The organism is Kribbella sp. C-35 (genome assembly GCF_046549195.1).
Taxonomy (GTDB): Bacteria; Actinomycetota; Actinomycetes; order Propionibacteriales; family Kribbellaceae; genus Kribbella.
Genome location: NZ_JAJPWG010000001.1, coordinates 1,337,429 through 1,357,202 on the forward strand (window position 1 = coordinate 1,337,429; position 19,774 = coordinate 1,357,202).

Consider the following 19,774-nt stretch of genomic DNA (forward strand, 5'->3'; position numbering starts at 1 on the left):
CCTCAGTACTTGAGCAGGTTGGCGTCGTCGACCGAGGCCGAGCGACGGGTGCGGAAGATGGCCATGATGATCGCCAGCCCGATCACGACCTCGGCCGCGGCCACCACCATCACGAAGAAGGCGGCGATCTGGCCGTCGAGGTTGCCGTGCTGGCGGGCGAAGCTCACGAACGCGAGGTTGGTCGCGTTCAGCATCAGCTCGACGCACATGAAGACGACGATCGCGTTCCGGCGTACCAGCACGCCCAGCGCGCCGATACTGAACAGGATCGCCGCAAGAACGATGTACGGCTCGGTCGTCACTTGCCGTCCTCCTCTACCGGGTACTCGCCCTCGTTGGTGAGTTCGCGGACCTCGTCGACGTCCGCGCGCTCCGCAGCTTCGGGGAACACGGTGCCACGTGCCTGGAGCACCCGCGAAACCGAGGTCGGTGCGATCGACCCGTCCGGCAGCAGCGCCGGGGTGTCGACGGCGTTGTGCCGGGCCAGGACACCCGGCGTCGGCAGCGGGCCTGGGTGGATGCCCTGTTCGGCGTACTTGCGGATCCGCTCTTCGGCGTGGTCGCGCTGCGTCCGCTTCTTGGTCAGCCGCTCGCGGTGGGCCAGCATCATGGCGCCCATCGCCGCGGTGATCAGCAGCGCCGACGTGACCTCGAAGGCGAACACATACTTGCCGAACAGCAACTGTGCGAGGCCCTTCACGTTTCCGTCCGGCTGCGCGTCGGCCAGTCCGGTCGGGTGCCCGTAGATCGCGTTCCCGACCGCGGCGATCAGCAAGACACCGAAGGCGAGGAAGGCGATTCCGGCGAGCAGCCGCTGACCGCGGATCGTCTCGACCAGCGAGTCGGACGCGTCGACGCCGACCACCATCAGCACGAACAGGAACAGCATCAGGATCGCGCCGGTGTAGACGATGATCTGGACGGCGAACAGGAACGGCGCGTCCTGCGCGGCGTACTGCACCGCGAGGCAGATCATCACGGTCGCCAGCAGCAGCGCCGAGTGCACCGCCTTACGGACCAGCACCATGCCGATCGCGGCCAGGATCATGACCGGGGCGAGCAGCCAGAACGCGACCTGCGGCCCGGTGACCAACCCGATCATTTGGCGTCACTCCCGTCGGCGTGCGATGCCGCGCCGGTCAGACCGAGGTAGTAGTCCTTGTCGGTCGCACCGAGCTGCATCTCGTGCGGCGGCTCCTGCATGCCCGGAAGCAGCGGCGCCAGCAGGTCCTTCTTCTCGTAGATGAGGGACTCGCGGCTGGTGTCGGCCAGCTCGTACTCGTTGGTCATGGTGAGCGCCCGGGTCGGGCAGGCCTCGATGCACAGACCGCAGAGGATGCAGCGCAGGTAGTTGATCTGGTAGACGCGCCCGTACCGCTCACCCGGCGACATCCGGCCGCCCTCGGTGTTGTCGGCGCCCTCGACGTAGATCGCGTCCGCGGGGCAGGCCCACGCGCACAGCTCGCAGCCGATGCACTTCTCCAGGCCGTCCGGCCAGCGGTTCAGCTGGTGCCGGCCGTGGAACCGCGGCGCGGTCGGCTTCTTGTAGAACGGGTACTCCTCGGTGAACACCTTCCGGAACATGGTCCGGAAGGTGACCCCGAACCCGGCTACCGGATCCCAGAGGGACTCTTTGACACTAGCCACGGCTGCCTGCCTTCGATTTCGGCTCGGTCTGCTGACTGGGGATCGGTGGTGGCACCGGGAACCCGCCGGCGAAGGCGTCGAACTCCTCGCCGTCGGCCACCTCAGCCGGCTCTTCCTTGGGCTTCTGCGGGACGAACATGCTGATCACCGCGATCACCAGCACGATCGCGGCCGCGACGAGCAGCGTCGTACGGCTGAAGTTGGTCTCGCGGCCGACCGCACGGACGGTGGCGACCAGCAGGATCCAGGCCAGCGAGACCGGGATCAGGATCTTCCAGCCGAACTTCATGAACTGGTCGTAGCGCAGTCGCGGCAGCGTTCCGCGCAGCCAGATGTAGAAGAAGATGAAGCCCATCAGCTTGCCCATGAACCACAGCACCGGCCAGAAGCCGGAGTTCGCGCCGTCCCAGATCGAGATCGGCCACGGCGCCCGCCAGCCGCCCAGGAACAGCGTGGTGGCCAGCGCGGACACGGTCGCCATGTTGATGTACTCGGCCAGGAAGAACATCGCGTACTTGATCGAGGAGTACTCGGTCAGGAAGCCCGCGACCAGCTCGCCCTCGGCCTCGGGAAGGTCGAACGGCGCCCGGTTCGTCTCGCCGACCATCGAGATCACGTAGATCACGAACGACGGGAAGAGCAGGAACGCGTACCACCCGGGCAGCGGGATGTCGGCCCCGAACCAGTGCACGGTCTGGTGCGACTGCGCCGCCACGATCTCCGAGGTGGACAGCGACCCGGCGAACAGGAAGACCGTCACCAGGGCCAGCCCCATCGCGACCTCGTACGAGATCATCTGCGCGCTGGACCGCAGACCGCCGAGCAGCGAGTACGTCGAGTTCGACGACCAGCCGCCGAGCACGATGCCGTAGATGCCGATCGAGGCGATCGCCATCACGTACAGCACCGAGACCGGCAGGTCGGTGAGCTGCAGCCGGGTGTAGGTGTCGGTGAACGGGATCTTCACCGTCGGGCCGAACGGGATCACCGCGAAGGTGAGGAAGGCCGGTACGGCGACGATCGCCGGCGCCAGCACGAAGACCAGCCGGTCGACGCCCTTCGGCATCAGGTCTTCCTTGAGCATCAGCTTCACACCGTCGGCCAGCGACTGCAGCAGACCCTGCGGGCCGTGCACGTTCGGGCCGATCCGGTGCTGCATCCGCGCCACCACCCGGCGTTCCCACCAGATGTTGAAGAGCGTCAGCACCACCAGGAAGACGAAGATGAACAGCACCTTGATGAGGATGACCCACCAAGGGTCGTGCCCGACCCCAGCGTCCGGCACCGCGAGTGGGATGGTCATGCGTTCCCTCCGGCGATCGTCACGATCGAGCCATGGTCTGCGTGCAACGACCGGCGGACGTGGGAGTCGGCCGAGTTGGTCGGCAGCCAGACCACGTTGTCGGCCATCGGGGTGATGACGACCGGCAGCCGGATGCTCCCGGCGTCGGTGCTCACCACCAGCTCATCGGAGTCGGCGACACCGATCCGGCGCGCGGTGGTGAGCGAGACCCGGGCGACCGACGTCCGCGCGGTCGCGGTCAGGTGCGGCTCACCGTCGCAGGCGCGGCTGTCGTCGATCAGCATCCGCCAGGTCGCGAGCCGGGTGGAGTCGAACGCGCCGAGGGCCGGACCGGCCTGGTACGTCGGCTCCTGGGCCCGGTCGCCGTCCCAGCGGCCGAGCTCGTCGTACTCGCGCTTGGCGCCGTCGGTCGTGCTGAAGCCGAGCGGGTTGCCCATCTCCTGCGCCAGCGCGGCCAGCGCGCGGACATCCGGCATCGCGGTCGGCACCGTGAGCACGACCGGGAACGGCCGCTCGCGGCCCTCCCAGTTCACGAAGGTGCCGGACTTCTCCGCCGGCGGCACGACGGGGAAGACCACGTCGGCGTACTCGGTCACCTGCGAGTTGCGAACCTCGAAGCTGACCACGAACGGCGCGGCGTCCAGCGCGGCGAGCGCCGCGGCCGGGTCGGGCAGGTCGTCGATCTCGACACCCGCGACGACCAGCGCCTGCAGCGATCCGGCGTTGGCGATGATCTCGGTGAGGTCCTTGCCGGGCGCACCCGGCAGGTTGTCGACGCCCCAGGCGGCCTGCAGGTCGACCCGCGCCTGCGGGTCGCTGACCAGCCGGCCACCGGGCAGCAGGCCCGGAAGGCAACCGGCCTCGAGCGCGGCCCGGTCACCCGCACGCCGCGGGATCCAGGCCAGCTGCGCACCCGTGTCGAGTGCGAGCCGCAGCGCCGCCGAGTACCCGCCCGGCACCGCGGCCAGCCGCTCGCCGACCACGATGATCGAGTCCGCACCGAGCGCGGCCCGGGCAGCTGCCCCGGCCTCGCCGGCGTTACCGAGATCCGCGAGTACGGCGGCCTCAGTACCCGGCGAAGCCTGGACGACGACGCCGTCCAGCTTCTCCACGCCCCGGGACGCGTACGCCGCGATCGTGAACACCTTGGTGCCGTGCTTCTTCACGCCCTTGCGGACGCGGAGGAACACCGACGGCGCTTCTTCCTCGGGCTCGAACCCGACGAACAGCACCGAGCCGGCCTTCTCCAGGTCCGCGAACGTCGTACCCAGACCGGTGCCGGCCACCGCGGCGGCGAGGAAGTCCGCCTCCTCCGCGGAGTGCGGGCGGGCCCGGAAGTCGATGTCGTTGCTGCCCAGTGCGACCCGGGCGAACTTCGAGTACGCGTAGGCGTCCTCGACCGTCAGCCGGCCGCCGGTCAGCACCGCCGCGTTGCCACGGGCCGCCGTCAGCTGCTCGGCGGCGAAAGCGATCGCCTCCGGCCAGGACGCCGGCCGCAGCTCGCCGTCCTCGCGGATCAGCGGGTGGGTCAGCCGGTCACCGGTGGTCGCGTACTGGAACGCGAACCGGTCCTTGTCGGAGATCCACTCCTCGTTGACCTGCGGGTCGTCGCCGGCCAGCCGGCGCATCACCTTGCCGCGCCGGTAGTCGACCCGGATCGCCGCACCGGACGCGTCGTGCTCGGCCACCGACGGCACCGACACCAGGTCGAACGGCCGCGAGCGGAAGCGGTACGCCGCACTCGTCAGCGCACCCACCGGGCAGATCTGGATCGTGTTGCCGGAGAAGTAGCTCTCGAAGGGCTCCTTCTCGTAGATGCCGACCTGCTGCAGCGCGCCGCGCTCGATCAGCGCGATGAACGGGTCACCGGCGATCTGCTCGGAGAAGCGGGTGCAGCGCGCGCAGAGGATGCAGCGCTCGCGGTCCAGCAGCACCTCGGCCGAGATGTTGATCGGCTTCGGGTAGGTCCGCTTGATCCCGTGCGACTCGTGGAACCGGGACTCGCCGGCGCCGTTGCTCATCGCCTGGTTCTGCAGCGGGCACTCGCCGCCCTTGTCGCAGACCGGGCAGTCGAGCGGGTGGTTGATCAGCAGGAATTCCATCTGGCCGTGCTGGGCCTTGTCGGCCACCGGCGAGGACACCTGGGTCCGGACCACCATGCCGTCGGCGACGGTGATCGTGCAGGAGGCCTGCGGCTTCGGCATGCCGCGGCCGTTGCCGGCGTCGGTGATCTCGACCAGGCACTGCCGGCAGGCACCGACCGGGTCGAGCAGCGGGTGGTCGCAGAACCGCGGGATCTGGACCCCGATCTGCTCCGCGGCCCGGATCAGCAGAGTGTTCTTCGGAACCTTCACCTCGATGTCGTCGATGGTGACCGTCACCAGATCGGTGCGCTCCACCTCCGACCCGGCCGGCGGGTTCGCTTGGATCGTCATGCGCTAGCTCCAGCAGTCGCGAAGACAGTGCTTGCCATCGGGTCGAACGGGCAGCCGCCGTTCTCGAAGTGCGCCAGGTACTCGTCCTTGAAGTGCGCGATCGAGCTCGTGATCGGCGCGGTCGCACCGTCGCCGAGCGCGCAGAACGACCGGCCGAGGATGTTCTCGGACAGGTCGAGCAGGACGTCCAGGTCCTCGTCGGACCCCTGGCCCTTCTCCAGCCGCTCGAGAATCTGCACCAGCCACCACGTGCCCTCGCGGCACGGCGTGCACTTGCCGCAGGACTCGTGCTTGTAGAACTCGGTCCAGCGCAGTACGGCGCGCACGACGCAGACCGAGTCGTCGAAGATCTGCAGCGCCTTCGTACCGAGCATCGAGCCGACCGCGCCGACGCCCTCGTAGTCCAGCGGTACGTCGAGGTGCTCCGACGTCAGCAGCGGCGTCGACGAACCGCCCGGCGTCCAGAACTTCAGCTCGTGGCCCTCACGGACCCCGCCGGCCAGATCGAGCAGCTCCCGCAGCGTGATGCCCAGCGGCGCCTCGTACTGACCCGGGCGGGTGACGTGCCCGGACAGCGAGTACAGCGTCATGCCCTTGGACTTCTCGGTGCCCATCGAGGAGAACCAGTCCGGCCCGTTCTTGATGATGGCGGGAACGGAAGCGATCGACTCGACGTTGTTGATAACAGTGGGGCACCCGTACAGACCGGCCACGGCCGGGAAGGGAGGACGCAGCCGAGGTTGACCGCGACGTCCTTCCAGCGAGTCGAGCAGCGCCGTCTCCTCGCCGCAGATGTAGGCACCGGCGCCGGCGTGCACGACCACGTCGAGGTCGTAGCCGCTGCCGAGGATGTTCGTGCCGATGTAGCCGGCGTCCTTGGCTTCCTGGACCGCCTGCTGCAGCCGGCGGATCACGTGCAGGACCTCACCGCGGACGTAGATGAACGCGACCGACGCGCGGATCGCGTAGGACGCGATGACGACGCCCTCGACCAGCGTGTGCGGCGAGGCCATCATCAGCGGGATGTCCTTGCAGGTGCCCGGCTCCGATTCGTCGGCGTTCACCACGAGGTACTTCGGGTTCGGGTTGTCCTGCGGGATGAACTGCCACTTCATGCCAGTCGGGAAGCCCGCGCCGCCACGACCGCGCAGCCCGGAGTCCTTGACCGTGGCAACGACATCGGCCGGCTGCATCCCGAGCGCCTTGCGCAGCCCGTCGTACCCGCCGGTGCGCTGGTACGACGCCAGCTGCCAGGCGTTGATCTGGTCCCAGTTGTCGGAAAGCACCGGGGTCAGCGTGTCCACCATGGTCAGCCCTCCTTCGGGGTGTCGGAGCCGTTCGGGGCCGACCAGTTGCGCTCGCGGGCCAGGCGGAGGCCGGCCAGCGTGGCCTTGCCGCCGGTCGGGCCCTCGTCGGCGCGGCCGTCGGAGTACCCGGCCAGCACCCGCTCGGCCTCACGCCAGGTGCAGATCGTCGCACCGCGCGGCGACTTCACCTCGGTGCCGTCCCGCAGGTCGTCGACCAGCTGGGTGGCGGACTCCGGCGTCATGTCGTCGAAGAACTCCCAGTTGACCATCATCACCGGCGCGTAGTCGCAGGCGGCGTTGCACTCGAGGTGCTCGAGGGTGATCTTGCCGTCCTCGGTGGTCTCGTCGTTGCCGACGTCGAGGTGCTGCTTCAGCCGGTCGAAGATCAAGTCGCCGCCCATCACCGCGCACAGCGTGTTGGTGCAGACGCCGACGTGGTAGTCGCCGACCGGGCGGCGCTTGTACATCGTGTAGAAGGTGGCCACCGCCGACACCTCGGCGCCGGTGAGCCCGAGCACGTCGGCGCAGGCCTCGATGCCCTCCGGGGTGACCCGGCCCTCGACCGACTGCACCAGGTGCAGCATCGGCAGCAGCGCGGACCGGGCGACCGGGTACCGCGCCGCGATCTCGCGCATCTCCGCGATCGTGGCGTCGGTGATCTTCGAGTCGCCGGTGCTGTACGGCACCGTCTTGTCGGTAGCAGTCGTGTGGTTCTCGGCCATTTAGCGGTCCACTCCACCCATCACCGGGTCAAGGCTGGCGACGGCGACGATCACGTCGGCGACCTGGCCGCCCTCGCACATGATCGGCATCGCCTGCAGGTTTGCGAAGGACGGGTCACGGAAGTGCACCCGGTACGGCTTGGTGCCGCCGTCGGAGACGACGTGCGCACCGAGCTCGCCACGCGGCGACTCGATCGCCACGTAGGCCTGGCCGGCCGGGACCCGGAAGCCCTCGGTGACCAGCTTGAAGTGATGGATCAGTGCTTCCATCGACTCGCCCATGATGTGCTTGATGTGGTCGAGCGAGTTGCCCATCCCGTCGGCGCCGACGGCCAGCTGGCTCGGCCAGCCGATCTTCTTGTCGGCGACCATCACCGGCTGGCCTTCCATCTTCTCCAGCCGGTCGGCGCACTGCTCGACGATCTTCAGCGACTCGTGCATCTCCTGCAGCCGCACCCGGAACCGCCCGTAGGAGTCCGAGGAGTCCCAGGTCGGTACGTCGAAGTCGTACGTCTCGTACCCGCAGTACGGCTGGCTCTTGCGCAGGTCCAGCGCGTAGCCGGTGGAGCGCACCGTCGGGCCCGAGATGCCGAGCGCCATGCAGCCGGCCAGGTCCAGGTAGCCGACGTTCTGCAGCCGCGCCTTGAAGATCGGGTTGGCGTTGCAGAGTTCGGCGTACTCCTTGAGGTGCCGGTTCATCCACGTGATGTATTCGCGGATCTTGTCCAGCGCACCCGGCGGGAGGTCCTGCGCGACACCGCCCGGCCGGATGAACGCGTGGTTCATCCGCAGCCCGGTGATCAGCTCGAACAGGTCCAGGGTCTTCTCACGCTCGCGGAAACCGATCGTCATCACGGTCAGCGCGCCGATCTCCATACCGCCGGTGGCGATGCAGACCAGGTGGCTGCTGATCCGGTTGAGCTCCATCAGGAGCACCCGCATCACGTTCGCCTTGTCCGGGATCTCGTCCTCGATCCCGAGCAGCCGCTCGACCGCCAGGCAGTACGCCGCCTCGTTGTAGAACGGCGACAGGTAGTCCATCCGGGTGACGAACGTGACGCCCTGCACCCAGGAGCGGAACTCCATGTTCTTCTCGATACCGGTGTGCAGGTAGCCGATGCCGCAGCGGGCCTCGGTCACGTTCTCACCGTCGAGCTCGAGGATCAGCCGGAGCACGCCGTGCGTGGACGGGTGCTGCGGGCCCATGTTGACGACGACGCGCTCTTCCGGCTCCTCGCCGAGGCCGGACACGACCGAGTCCCAGTCCTGACCGGTGACGGTGAAGACCTTGCCCTCGGTGGTGTCGCGGGTGGTCGCGTAGGGATCTGTAGTGGTCATCAGTTGTACGACCTCCGCGTGTCGGGCGGTGGGATGACAGCGCCCTTGTACTCGACGTCGATACCGCCGAGCGGGTAGTCCTTGCGCTGCGGGTGACCCGGCCAGTCGTCGGGCATCTGGATCCGGGTCAGTGCCGGGTGCCCGTCGAAGATGATGCCGAAGAAGTCCCAGGTCTCCCGCTCGTGCCAGTCGTTGGCCGGGTAGACCGAGACGATCGACGGGATGTGCGGGTCGGCGTCGGGTGCCGACACCTCCAGCCGGATCCGTCGGTTGTGGGTGATCGACAGGAAGTGGTAGACGGCGTGCAGCTCGCGGCCGGTCTCTTCCGGGTAGTGCACACCGCTGACACCGGAGCAGAACTCGAACCGCAGCGCCTCGTCGTCACGCAGGTGCTGGCACACCTCGACCAGGTTCTCGCGCTTGATGTGCAGGGTCAGCTCACCGCGGTCGACGACGACCTTCTCGATCGCCCCGTCGGCAGCCAGGCCTTCCAGCCGGTCCACCGCACCGTCGAACCAGGAGCCGTACGGCCGCGGGGTGGCCCCGGGGAGTATGACGTTGCGCTTCAGGCCGCCGAAACCGGAGGTGTCACCGGTGCCCTGGACACCGAACATGCCCTCGCGCTGCTCGATGACCTCCGGGGCCGAAGCCTCCGGAGTCGCCGGCAGGTTCTCGGACTCGCTCACCGGAGCAGACCCTTCATCTCGATCGTCGGCGCGGCGGTCAGGGCCGCGGCCTCCAGCTCGGTCTCCAGCGCCTTCTTGTGCGCGCCGAGCTTCATGTGCTGGATCTGGTCGTGGATCTTCAGGAACGCGTCCAGCAACATCTCCGGCCGCGGCGGGCAGCCGGGCAGGTACATGTCGACCGGTACGACGTGGTCCACGCCCTGCACGATCGCGTAGTTGTTGAACATGCCGCCCGACGACGCGCACACGCCCATCGCCAGCACCCACTTCGGGCCGGGCATCTGGTCGTAGATCTGGCGCAGGACCGGAGCCATCTTCTGGCTCACCCGGCCGGCCACGATCATCAGGTCGGCCTGTCGCGGCGAGGCCCGGAAGACCTCCATGCCGAACCGCGCGGCGTCGTACCGCGGGGCGCCGGTGGTCATCATCTCGATGGCGCAGCAGGCCAGCCCGAAGGTTGCCGGCCACAACGAGGCCTTGCGCATGTAGCCGAGCAGTCCTTCGACGGTGCTCAGCAGGACGCCGGCCGGAAGCTGTTCCTCAAGACCCATGTCAGTCCCACTCCAGTCCGCCGCGGCGCCACACGTAGGCGTACGCGACGAAGACGGTGACGATGAAGATGACCATCTCGACCAACCCGAACAGCGCCATCTGGTCGAAGGCCACCGCCCACGGGTAGAGGAAGATGATCTCGATGTCGAACACGATGAACAGCATCGCGGTGATGTAGTACTTCACCGGGAAGCGCCCACCGCCGACCGGCTGCGGAGTGGGCTCGATGCCGCACTCGTAGGAGTCCAGCCGGGCCCGGTTGTAGCGCTTCGGGCCGACCAGCGCGCTAACGGTGATGCTGCCTGCGACGAAGAGCGCCGCGAGCACACCGAGAGCGAGAATCGGTGTATAGGGGTGCATCGCTGCGTGCTCCCTCCTTCAGCCGGTGGTCTGTACTTGTCTTTGGATATCAGTAGCGCTGTGGCTCAGCTCACTCGCCCCGCCGCTCAGGCGGCCGGGGCGAGCTTGGTGAGGCCGTTGATGATCTTGTCCATCACGTCCCCGTCGCGCGGGTCGGTGAGGTTGGCGAGCAACTTCAGGGTGAACTTCATCAAGGTGGTGCGCGGCAGACCGTACTTCGTGCAGAGCCGCATCACCTCCGGATTTCCGATCAGCTTCACGAAGATCCGGCCGAGCGTGTAGTAACCGCCGTACTCCTGCTTCAGCGCCTTCGGGTACGCCGACAGCGCGCGTTCCCGCTGGTTCGGCTGCCGGTGCAGCGCCTGGGCGGCGACCTCGGCGGCGAACGCCCCGGACTCCATCGCGTACGGGATGCCCTCGCCGTTGAACGGGTTGACCATGCCGCCGGCGTCGCCGAGCAGCATCAGGCCGCGGGTGTAGTGCGGCTGCCGGTTGAAGCCCATCGGCAGCGCGGCGCCCCGGATCGGGATGGTCTGGAACTCGTCCCGGAACTGCCACTCCTCGGGCGTGACCTTGAGCCACTGCTTCAGCAGGTCGGCGTAGTCGACCTTGCCGAACGCCTCCGAGGTGTTCAGGATGCCGAGGCCGACGTTGACCGTGCCGTCGCCCATCCCGAAGATCCAGCCGTAGCCGGGAAGCAGCACGCGGCCACCGGGCTGCTTCGGGTCGTCGGCCCACAGCTCCAGCCAGGACTCGAGGTAGTCGTCGTTCGTCCGCGGGCTGGTGAAGTACGTCCGTACGGCGACACCCATCGGGCGGTCGTCGCGCTTGTGCAGGCCCATCGCGATGCTCAGCCGGGACGAGTTGCCGTCGGCCGCCATCACCAGTGGCGCCCGGTACTCGACGTCGGCCCCGGATCTCCGGCCGTTGTCGTCGACCGGCTTCGCGGTGACGCCGACGATGTCGCCCTTGGCGTCCAGGATCGGGCCGGTCACGTTGGTCCGCTCCCGCAGCCGCGCCCCGGCCTTCTCGGCCTGCCGGGCGAGCATCTCGTCGAAGTCCATCCGGTTCCGGGTCAGGCCGTAGTTCGGGTGGCTGGCCAGGTCCGGCCAGTCGAGCTGCAGGACGTGCCCGGCGCCCTGGATGCGGAGTCCGTAGTTCCGGATCCAGCCGGCCTCTTCGGAGATGTCGATGCCCATGTTGATGAGCTGCTTGGTGCCGCGCGGGGTGAGCCCGTCGCCGCACACCTTCTCCCGCGGGAACGCGGTCTTCTCCAGCAGCAGGACGTCCAGCCCGGCGTTCGCCAGGTGGTACGCCGCCGCCGATCCGGCGGGTCCGGCACCGACGACGATCACATCGGCGGTCTCCGCCTGCTGCCCGCTCGGCACGCTCTCGCTCATCTCTCCGGCCTGGATGTTCTTAGGGGGCGTGTGCGCTCGTGAAGTCGTTCACGAGCCCTCTTCACTCGACAGTCTAGGACTGCCTGACATGGACACGAAACTGACCCCAACCTCCTTGCAGACAAGCCAATTACGCATAAGTTCCGTTGCGTAATTAACCGGCCTTCACTGCCCTGTGGATGGCGACCAGGCCGCCGGTCAGGTTGCGCCACTGGACGCGGGTCCACCCGGCGTCCTCGATCGCCCGGGCCAGCGGCTCCTGGGGCAGCCAGGCGCGCGTCGACTCCGCCAGGTACTCGTACGCCTCGGGGTTGGTCGACACCACCTTCGCCACCGCCGGCACCGCGCGCATCATGTACTCCAGGTACACGACCCGGAACGGCTTCCAGGTCGGGTGCGACTGCTCCAGTACGACGAGCCGCCCGCCGGGGCGGGTCACCCGCAGCATCTCCTGCAGCGCGGCCGCGACGTCGTTCACGTTCCGGAGCGCCCAGGAGATCGTCACCACGTCGAACGTGTCGCCGGCGAACGGCAGCCGCAGCGCGTCGCCCGCGACCAGGTCCAGTTCGGGGTGCCGGCGCTTGCCGACCCGGAGCATGCCGACCGAGAAGTCGCAGGACACCACCTCGGCGCCGGCCTCGCGCAGGTTGATGCTGGACGCGCCGGTCCCGGCCGCCAGGTCGAGGATCTTCATCCCCTTCCGCGGCGCGATCGCGGCCAGTGTGGCGGGCCGCCAGTACAGCTTCTCCAGCCCCATCGTCGCGACCGCGTTGGTCCGGTCGTACCCCTCGGCCACGTTGTCGAACATGGCCGCCACGGCCTGCGGGTCCTTGCTCAGATCTGCGCGCGTCACCTGTCTAGTTCATCACGCGGCACCGTGTCTGCCGGACGGGAGGCATACGCTTGCATCTCGTGAGTGCATCTCCAGGTAGCCGTGCGGCCCTCGCGACCCGAGGCCCCGCACCGCAGTTGGTGGTTCGCAGTCAGGCGGTGGACGGGGTCTCGGCACAACTGCTGGACCATCTGCCGGACGAGGGCGGACTCGCGTGGGTACGGCGGGGCGACGGCCACGTCGGCTGGGGCGTCGCCGGCCGGCTGGACGTTGCCGGTAGCAACCGCTTCCAGGAGGCCATGACCTGGTGGCAGGAGCTGACCGCGGCCGCGGTGGTCCGCGACGAGGTCGGCGTACCGGGCTCCGGGCTGGTCTGCTTCGGCTCCTTCGGCTTCACCGATCAGGACCCGGGTGAGCTGGTGGTCCCCGACGTGATCGTCGGCCGCCGCGGCGACACCGCCTGGGTGACCACGGTCTCGCCGGCCAGCTCGCTGGGCGCGCCGCCCGAGCTGGTCGTCCACGAGCCGTCGCCGGTGTACGACGTGACGTTCGCGGACGGCGCCCGGACCGGGACGGACTGGTCGAGCATCGTCGCCGACGCGGTCCGCCGGATCACCGCCGGCGAGCTCGACAAGGTGGTGCTGGCCCGCGACCTGATCGCGATCGCCGCGCAGCCGATCGATCTGCGCTGGCCGCTGCACCGGCTCGCGACGGCGTACCCGAACTGCTGGACGTTCTCCGTCGACGGCCTGATCGGCGCCACCCCGGAGCTGCTCGTACGCCGGGAGAAGGGCCTGATCACGTCCCGCGTGCTGGCCGGGACCATCCGCCGTACCGGCGACGACGAGCACGACCTGGCGCTGGCGGCGTCGCTGGCCCGGTCGTCGAAGGACCTCGAGGAGCACGAGTTCGCGGTCCGCTCGGTGGCCGAGGCGCTGGAGCCGCACTGTACGTCGATGAACGTGCCGGAGACCCCGTTCGTGCTGCACCTGCCGAACGTGATGCACCTGGCCACCGACGTGGCCGGCGTTGCGAACAACGGCGCGTCCGCGCTGGGCCTCGCCGCCGCGCTGCACCCGTCCGCGGCCGTCTGCGGTACGCCGACGCCGGTCGCGCGGGACCTGATCGGTGAGATCGAGGGCATGCAGCGCGGCCGGTTCAGCGGACCGGTCGGGTGGATGGACGCGGCCGGCGACGGCGAGTGGTGCATCGCGCTGCGCTGTGGCCAGGCCGACCCGGAGGAGCCGCGCCGGATGCGGCTGTTCGCCGGCGCCGGCATCGTGGCGGGTTCCGACCCGGACGCCGAACTGGCCGAGACGAACGCCAAGCTGGTGCCGATGAGAGACGCGTTGGGAGACTGAGTTGAGGCTTACCAAGTTCGCACACGCCTGTGTCCGCCTGGAGAAGGACGGGAAGGTGCTGCTGATCGACCCGGGCACGTTCTCCGAGGACGCGGCCTTCGAGAAGGCGGACGCGGTGCTGGTCACGCACGAGCACCCCGACCACGTCGACGTCGAGCGGCTGCGCGGGTTGCAGGTGCCGGTGTTCACCACCGCCGGTGTCGCGGCCGATCTGAACGACGAGCGGGTCACGGTGGTATCGGACGGTCAGTCGTTCGACGCGGCCGGTTTCGCGGTCCGTGCCTACGGCAAGGATCACGCGGTGATCCTGCCCGAGCTCGGCGTACCGTGCGAGAACATCGGCTACCTGGTCGACGACGCGGTCTACCACCCGGGCGACTCGTTCACCCAGCCGGACCGCGAGGTGCACACCAACCTGGTGCCGATCTCCGGCCCGTGGTTCTCGGTCGCGCCCGCCGTCGAGTACGCGCGCTCGATCAAGGCGGAGCAGACCGTCGGCATCCACAACGCCCTGCTCAGCGACATCGGCCTCGGCATGATGCAGCGCTGGATCGGCGAGGCAGGCGGCCGCCCGTACCACGGCCTGACTCCCGGTCAGTCCCTCGAGATCAACTGACAGATGTCACCGGTTTCGGTGACAACTCCACGCCGCGAGTAGCCGCGACGGCCCGATCCTGGTTCGTATGGACGAATCAGCGGTCATCCGGGTCGAGCGGCTCACCCGGCGGTACGGCGGCCGGCCCGGGTACGAGGCGGTGCGCGGCATCGACTTCTCGGTCCGCCGCGGTGAGCTCTTCGCGTTGCTCGGCACCAACGGCGCCGGGAAGACCTCCACGCTGGAGGTGCTCGAAGGGCTCGCGCAGCCGACTTCCGGAACGGTGCGGGTGCTCGGCCACGATCCGTACCGCGACCGGCGGAAGGTGCGGCCGCGGACCGGGATCATGCTGCAGGACAGCGGTTTCGCCGCCGACCTGACCGTCGCCGAGACCGCCAGGATGTGGGCCGGAACGCTCAGCACGCCACGTCCGGTCCGCGAGGTGCTCGAGCTCGTCGAGCTGACCGGCCGGGCGAACGTCCGGATCCGGCAGCTCTCCGGCGGCGAACGGCAACGACTGAACCTGGCCCTGGCGATCTCCGGTCAGCCGGACCTGCTGTTCCTCGACGAGCCGACGGCCGGTCTCGATCCGGAGAACCGGAAGCGCACCTGGCAGCTGATCGCTCACCTGCTGGATTCAGGTACGACGGTGTTGCTGACCACCCACTACCTCGCCGAGGCGGCCGAGCCGGCGGACCGGCTGGCGATCCTGCACCACGGCCGGATCGTCGGCCTCGGCACCCCGGCCCAACTCGCGGCGACCCGGCCGGCCCGGATCTCGTTCCGGCTCCCGGCGGGCGTCGGCGTACCGGACCTCCCCGGAGTAGTTGCCTCGGTCAACGGACAGTACGCCGTACTCGCAGCGGACGACCTGCAGGCGACCCTCGGTCTCGTCCTCGGCTGGGCCGGCCGGAACGACCTCCGTCTCGACGATCTCACCGCCCGCCCGGCGTCCTTGGAGGAAGCGTTCCTCGCTATCGCCGAGTCCGACAAGGGAGTTGCGGCATGACCGCCCTGGTCTGGTCGGAAGCCTTGCTGCTCCGGCGGAATCCAGTGGCTGTGCTCATCGCCTTCGGCCTGCCCATCGGCACCGTGCTCGGTCTGCGTTCGACACCCGAGTTGAGCGGGATCATCGGCGCGGACGCGGGTGCTGCGATCGTCACCGCGGTAGCGGCCGTGAGCCTCAATCTCTTTGTGTACTACCACTTGGTGACCGCGCTGGTCGCTCGGCGTGAGGACCTGGTCCTGAAGCGCTTGCGCACGGGCGAGACGAGAGACGTGCAGATCCTGGCCGGCACGGCGGCGCCTTCCGTTGCGATCGCCTGGATCCAGATCATCGGAGTCGGCGTGGTCTGCGCCGTCGCCTTCGATCTGCCGCTGCCGGTCAATCCGCTGCTCGTCGTCGCGGCCGTTGTTCTCGGAACGCTGGCCTTCGTATTTCTGGCGGCCGCCACCACGCCGTTGACTCGCAGCGTGGAGCTGGCTCAGGTGACGACGACTCCGATGCTGTTCATCCCGCTGACCCTCAGCGGTCTCTACCTGCCGCTCTCGGACCTGCCCGAACCCTTGGCGCAGGTCGGCCGGCTTCTGCCACTTACTCCGGTCGTGGATCTGCTGCGGCTCGGGTTGTCGGGGACTGCCCCGGATGGGAGCACCGTCGGCATCGGTGGCTCGTTCGAGGCCGCCGTACCCGCAGTGCTCCTCCTGCTCGCTTGGGTGACGGTTGCCGCGTTGGCGACGTACCGCTGGTTCCGCTGGGAGCCAAGGCGATGACGGACGTGACAGTCTGACTCCCATGGTGTCTGTCCGGCGTTGGTGGGGTGAGCGGAGCCGAGCCGAGCGCTTCGACGTCAGCCTCCGCTGGCCGCTGTACGGGCTCGCGGGCGCTGAGCCGCTCGTCGCCGTGCTGTTCGTCATCGGCGAGCAGCAAGTCCGGGCCGTAGGAGCAGCGGTCTTCATCCTCGTGTGCCTCGCGCACACCGCGGCCGCGGTCAGCGTGCTCCGGGCCGGCATCGGCGCCTATCTCGGCGGGCCGCGTCCGAGTATTCGTCTCCTGGCGGTCGCGGTGGGGCTCACGGTCATCGGCGTACTGGCCGGGGACCTGGCATTCCCGAGGTTCGCCTGGTTCTCCGGCGACTCGGACACCGCTCAGGCCGTGTTCATGCTGCTGAGCGGATTTCTCACGCTGGCTGTTGCGCCGCTGTTCCGTATCGGCGCGCTGCTCGGTGTCGTGCTGGCCGGCGGGATTGTGGTGGCCGGCCTGACCGGTGCGGTGCAGGCGGGGGGCTTGTATGTCTACTTGGTCGGTCTCATCGCCGTCACCTACCGCGTGTCAGTCTGGACGCTCGGTCTCGGCTGGGAGATCGACCGCTCCCGAGCAGTCGCCGCGCAACTCGCGATCGCCGAGGAACGTCTGCGCTTCGCGCGCGATCTCCACGACACCCTCGGCCGGAACCTGTCGCTGGTAGCGGTGCAGAGCGAACTGGCCGCGGCCCTCGCGACGCGTGGCGACGAGCATGCCGCCGAACAGATGCTCGAGGTACGGCGGATCGCGCACGAATCGCTCCGCGAGCTGCGGGCTGTGGTCGGCGGGTACCGCAGTACCGGCCTCGACTCGGAGCTGGCGGGCGCACAGTCGGTCCTGCGGTCGGCGGGGATCAGTTGCCGGGTGGTCGGCGACGGCTCAGGGCTGCCGCCCGCGACCCAGGTAGCGCTCGGCTGGGTGGTCCGCGAAGCCACCACCAACGTCATCCGCCACAGCAACGCCACCACCTGCAAGATCGAGCTGGAGGTCACGCCGGACGCGTCGATCCTGCGCGTGCAGAATGACGGCGTGAACTCGTCACGCGCGTCCGGTGGGGCTGGGCTGACTGGTCTGCGTGAGCGGCTCGCGGAGGTGGGCGGGACGCTGACTGCCGAGGAGCCGCCGGGGCAGTTCGTCCTGGCGGCGTGGCTGCCGGCGGCCCGATGATCCGGCTCCTGCTCGCCGACGACGAGAACCTCATCCGTACGGCGCTCGCCGCGCTGCTCTCGCTCGAAGACGACCTCGACGTCGTCGCCCAGGCCGCCTCCGCGGACGAAGCGCTCGCGATGGCTCGACGACATCGGCCCGACGTCGCGGTCCTCGACCTTCAGATGCCCGGACTCCCACCACCTGCGACCGGCGTCGGCGGGATCGGCGTGGTCGAGGCGCTCCGGAAGGACCTGCCCGACTGCGCCTGCCTGATCGTCACCGGCCACGGCCGGCCCGGGCATCTGAAACAGGCGTTGGCCGCCGGCGTCCGCGGTTTCGTCCCGAAGACGGTCTCGGCCGGGGTCCTCGCCGACGTCATCCGCACGATCCACAACGGCGGCCGGTACGTCGACCCGGAACTCGCCGCCGAGGCGATCAGCGCGGGCGACAACCCGCTCACCGCGCGCGAGGTCGAGGTCCTCGAACACGCCGCCGACGGCGCCCCCGTCGAACAGGTCGCCCGCCGCGCCTCCCTGTCCCCGGGCACCGTCCGCAACTACCTGTCCTCGGCCGCCGCCAAACTCGGCACCGCAAACCGTCACGAATCAGTCCAACTCGCCCGCACTCACGGCTGGATCAACTGAAACCGCCGCAGGTCGGCGACGGTCTCGAAGCCCGCGCGAACCGTTCGGCGACCTCCCCCTCCCCGGCGTCCAGCTCCTCGAGCAGCACGACGTGCCGGACCGGATCAAGCGAAGTCATCCCGCGGTGAACTCCGCCTCGACGAAGTCGGCCACCGGGCGGTAGCCCGCCTCGTAGTAGATCTTGTTGGACGTCGGGTTCGCCAGGTTGGTGAACAGGCAGGCCTGGTTGCCGTCGGCAATGATCATCGCCGTCACGTGACTCGTCAGCGCGCCGGCGTACCCATGTCTGCGCCGCTCCGGAGGTGTATAGACCGGACCGACCCGGCTGACGCCGAAGACCGGCTGGTGGAAGCCGACCATGCTGACCGGCTCGCCGTCGACCTCCCAGATCAGCATGCTCTCGTGCTCCAGGTGCCGCTCGGCCCACTCGCGGTGTCCGATGGTCAGCTCTTCCGCAAACCCGTCCTTGCCCCAGGCGGCGACCAGGTCGACCTCGTCCGCAGTCATCCGCCGCGGACCGCCGGCGTCGGCTTCGAGCGACGTGAGCTCGATCAGCTTGTGCAACCGGGTGCCGCGTACCACCGTCGCCCGGCCGCCACGGTGCTCACACCACCGCTCGCCGAACCTGGTCACCACAGGTCGATCTCCCGCGACGCCGGGGACCTCCGGCAGTACGTCGGCCAACGCGTCGGCGACCGGCTCCGCGAGGTCCTCGCGCAGCGCGCCGAGGTAGACGTACCGCCCCGCGGTGCGCATCGCGACTCCGACCACGTCCGGGTCGTGCACGGAGACGTAGTACGACGGCTCGGTGTCGGTCATCCGGCCGGTCGCCCGCTCGTGGACGACGGTCATGACCAGGTTGTTCAGCACCGGATCCTGTTGCAGGAAAGGAAACACGGTCTGCTCGAAGGCCTGTGGATCGCTCGTCACACGGACATCCATGCCCCGGAGCGTACGCCTGCGGCACCGGACAGGTCGCCCGGATTTACACTGCGAGCATGTCCACCACGCGGTTGTTGCTGCTCGGGGTCGTGCGGATCTTCCAGCCGGCGTACGGGTACCAGCTGCGGCGTGAGTTGCTGACGTGGAACGTGGAGGCCTGGGCGAACGTCAACCCCGGCTCGATCTACACGGGGCTGCGCACACTGGCCAAGCACGGGTACCTGCAGGAACTCGAGCAGGACGGCGCGCATCGGCCCGGGCGTACGTCGTACAAGCTGACCGCGGACGGCGAGACGGAGTACTTCTCGCTGCTGCGCGGCATGCTGTGGACCGTCGACGGGTTCCACCCCGACAAGATGCAGGCCACGATCAGCTTCATGTGGTCGCTGCGCCGCGACGAGGTGATCGCCGCGCTGGAGGCCCGGATCAGCCAGCTGGAGTCCTGGCTGAAGGCCGGGCCGTACTCCGAACGGCACATCCTCGAGGACCCGGCCACCCCGAACCACGTGGTCGAGATGTTCCGGATCACCAACGCCCGCGACAGCGGCGAGCTCCGGTGGACCCGCGAGTTCCTCGACCGGATCCGCGCCGGCGCGTACGCGTTCGCCGGCGAAACCGCCGACTGGGAGCCCTACCCCGGCATGGTCACCCACTGGGGCGAAATCCCCGACCCGCCAACTGAGTAACACTCACGGCG

The 19,774-nt window shown here is 68.9% G+C and carries 22 protein-coding genes; 7 read left to right on the forward strand and 15 right to left on the reverse strand.

Annotated features, from left to right (window positions below; all coding sequences use genetic code 11):
* Positions 1-2 precede the first annotated feature (2 nt).
* From nuoK to ACLJOO_RS06925, 13 genes are all read right to left on the reverse strand, one after another.
* A complete protein-coding gene (gene nuoK / locus ACLJOO_RS06865) occupies positions 3-302 on the reverse strand; it encodes an NADH-quinone oxidoreductase subunit NuoK (RefSeq protein ID WP_130384807.1) in 300 nt (99 codons plus the stop codon).
* Complete coding sequence (locus tag ACLJOO_RS06870) at positions 299-1,102, reverse strand: NADH-quinone oxidoreductase subunit J (RefSeq protein WP_410785954.1); 804 nt, start codon at positions 1,100-1,102, stop codon at positions 299-301. Before ACLJOO_RS06870 ends, nuoK begins: the two co-directional genes overlap by 4 nt.
* Positions 1,099-1,647 (reverse strand): NADH-quinone oxidoreductase subunit NuoI, encoded by a 549-nt coding sequence (nuoI, locus tag ACLJOO_RS06875; RefSeq protein ID WP_410785955.1) that lies wholly within the window; start codon positions 1,645-1,647, stop codon positions 1,099-1,101. Before nuoI ends, ACLJOO_RS06870 begins: the two co-directional genes overlap by 4 nt.
* Positions 1,640-2,950: an NADH-quinone oxidoreductase subunit NuoH gene (gene nuoH, locus ACLJOO_RS06880; RefSeq protein ID WP_410785956.1), complete on the reverse strand. Its 1,311-nt coding sequence runs from the start codon at positions 2,948-2,950 to the stop codon at positions 1,640-1,642. The genes nuoI and nuoH overlap by 8 nt, the downstream gene beginning before the upstream one ends.
* Positions 2,947-5,385, reverse strand: a complete 2,439-nt coding sequence (locus ACLJOO_RS06885) for an NADH-quinone oxidoreductase subunit G (RefSeq protein WP_410785957.1) — start codon at positions 5,383-5,385, stop codon at positions 2,947-2,949. Before ACLJOO_RS06885 ends, nuoH begins: the two co-directional genes overlap by 4 nt.
* On the reverse strand, positions 5,382-6,692 hold the full coding sequence (gene nuoF, locus ACLJOO_RS06890; protein WP_410785958.1) for an NADH-quinone oxidoreductase subunit NuoF: 1,311 nt from the start codon (positions 6,690-6,692) through the stop codon (positions 5,382-5,384). Before nuoF ends, ACLJOO_RS06885 begins: the two co-directional genes overlap by 4 nt.
* Positions 6,693-6,694: 2 nt before the next feature.
* Positions 6,695-7,414 carry an NADH-quinone oxidoreductase subunit NuoE gene (gene nuoE, locus ACLJOO_RS06895; protein WP_410785959.1) on the reverse strand — a complete coding sequence of 240 codons (720 nt, stop codon included), beginning with the start codon at positions 7,412-7,414 and terminating at the stop codon, positions 6,695-6,697.
* Positions 7,415-8,752, reverse strand: a complete 1,338-nt coding sequence (locus ACLJOO_RS06900; RefSeq protein ID WP_410785960.1) for an NADH-quinone oxidoreductase subunit D — start codon at positions 8,750-8,752, stop codon at positions 7,415-7,417. It lies immediately after the preceding gene.
* A complete protein-coding gene (locus ACLJOO_RS06905; RefSeq protein WP_410785961.1) occupies positions 8,752-9,438 on the reverse strand; it encodes an NADH-quinone oxidoreductase subunit C in 687 nt (228 codons plus the stop codon). The genes ACLJOO_RS06900 and ACLJOO_RS06905 overlap by 1 nt, the downstream gene beginning before the upstream one ends.
* The gene (locus tag ACLJOO_RS06910) at positions 9,435-9,989 is read right to left on the reverse strand and encodes a NuoB/complex I 20 kDa subunit family protein (protein ID WP_130384815.1); all 555 of its coding nucleotides are present in this window, start codon (positions 9,987-9,989) and stop codon (positions 9,435-9,437) included. The genes ACLJOO_RS06905 and ACLJOO_RS06910 overlap by 4 nt, the downstream gene beginning before the upstream one ends.
* A gap of 1 nt (position 9,990) precedes the next feature.
* The gene (locus tag ACLJOO_RS06915) at positions 9,991-10,350 is read right to left on the reverse strand and encodes an NADH-quinone oxidoreductase subunit A (protein ID WP_130384816.1); all 360 of its coding nucleotides are present in this window, start codon (positions 10,348-10,350) and stop codon (positions 9,991-9,993) included.
* 86 nt (positions 10,351-10,436) lie between these two features.
* Positions 10,437-11,750 (reverse strand): geranylgeranyl reductase family protein, encoded by a 1,314-nt coding sequence (locus ACLJOO_RS06920; protein ID WP_410785962.1) that lies wholly within the window; start codon positions 11,748-11,750, stop codon positions 10,437-10,439.
* A 154-nt stretch (positions 11,751-11,904) separates the two neighbouring features.
* A complete protein-coding gene (locus ACLJOO_RS06925) occupies positions 11,905-12,603 on the reverse strand; it encodes a demethylmenaquinone methyltransferase (RefSeq protein WP_410785963.1) in 699 nt (232 codons plus the stop codon).
* Between the two features lie 59 nt (positions 12,604-12,662).
* Between ACLJOO_RS06925 and ACLJOO_RS06930 the strand changes: the two genes are divergently transcribed.
* The 6 genes from ACLJOO_RS06930 to ACLJOO_RS06955 all read left to right on the forward strand — a co-directional run bounded on the left by ACLJOO_RS06930 (position 12,663) and on the right by ACLJOO_RS06955 (position 18,135).
* The gene (locus ACLJOO_RS06930) at positions 12,663-13,943 is read left to right on the forward strand and encodes an isochorismate synthase MenF (protein WP_410785964.1); all 1,281 of its coding nucleotides are present in this window, start codon (positions 12,663-12,665) and stop codon (positions 13,941-13,943) included.
* 1 nt (position 13,944) lies between these two features.
* The gene (locus tag ACLJOO_RS06935) at positions 13,945-14,559 is read left to right on the forward strand and encodes an MBL fold metallo-hydrolase (RefSeq protein ID WP_410785965.1); all 615 of its coding nucleotides are present in this window, start codon (positions 13,945-13,947) and stop codon (positions 14,557-14,559) included.
* A gap of 67 nt (positions 14,560-14,626) precedes the next feature.
* Positions 14,627-15,547 carry an ABC transporter ATP-binding protein gene (locus ACLJOO_RS06940; RefSeq protein ID WP_410785966.1) on the forward strand — a complete coding sequence of 307 codons (921 nt, stop codon included), beginning with the start codon at positions 14,627-14,629 and terminating at the stop codon, positions 15,545-15,547.
* A complete protein-coding gene (locus ACLJOO_RS06945) occupies positions 15,544-16,311 on the forward strand; it encodes an ABC transporter permease (RefSeq protein ID WP_410785967.1) in 768 nt (255 codons plus the stop codon). Before ACLJOO_RS06940 ends, ACLJOO_RS06945 begins: the two co-directional genes overlap by 4 nt.
* A gap of 22 nt (positions 16,312-16,333) precedes the next feature.
* Positions 16,334-17,509, forward strand: coding sequence for a sensor histidine kinase (locus ACLJOO_RS06950; RefSeq protein WP_410785968.1), 1,176 nt, complete (start codon positions 16,334-16,336; stop codon positions 17,507-17,509).
* Positions 17,488-18,135, forward strand: coding sequence for a DNA-binding response regulator (locus ACLJOO_RS06955; RefSeq protein WP_410785969.1), 648 nt, complete (start codon positions 17,488-17,490; stop codon positions 18,133-18,135). The genes ACLJOO_RS06950 and ACLJOO_RS06955 overlap by 22 nt, the downstream gene beginning before the upstream one ends.
* Here the strand turns inward: ACLJOO_RS06955 and ACLJOO_RS06960 are convergent.
* Positions 18,128-18,253: a hypothetical protein gene (locus tag ACLJOO_RS06960; protein WP_410785970.1), complete on the reverse strand. Its 126-nt coding sequence runs from the start codon at positions 18,251-18,253 to the stop codon at positions 18,128-18,130. The two genes, ACLJOO_RS06955 and ACLJOO_RS06960, sit on opposite strands and share 8 nt — an antisense overlap.
* Entirely contained in the window at positions 18,250-19,077 is an 828-nt protein-coding gene (locus ACLJOO_RS06965) for a GNAT family N-acetyltransferase (protein WP_410785971.1), read from the reverse strand. Before ACLJOO_RS06965 ends, ACLJOO_RS06960 begins: the two co-directional genes overlap by 4 nt.
* A 56-nt stretch (positions 19,078-19,133) precedes the next feature.
* On the opposite strand from ACLJOO_RS06965, the gene ACLJOO_RS06970 reads away from it, so the two are divergent.
* A complete protein-coding gene (locus ACLJOO_RS06970; protein ID WP_410785972.1) occupies positions 19,134-19,763 on the forward strand; it encodes a PadR family transcriptional regulator in 630 nt (209 codons plus the stop codon).
* Positions 19,764-19,774 lie beyond the last annotated feature (11 nt).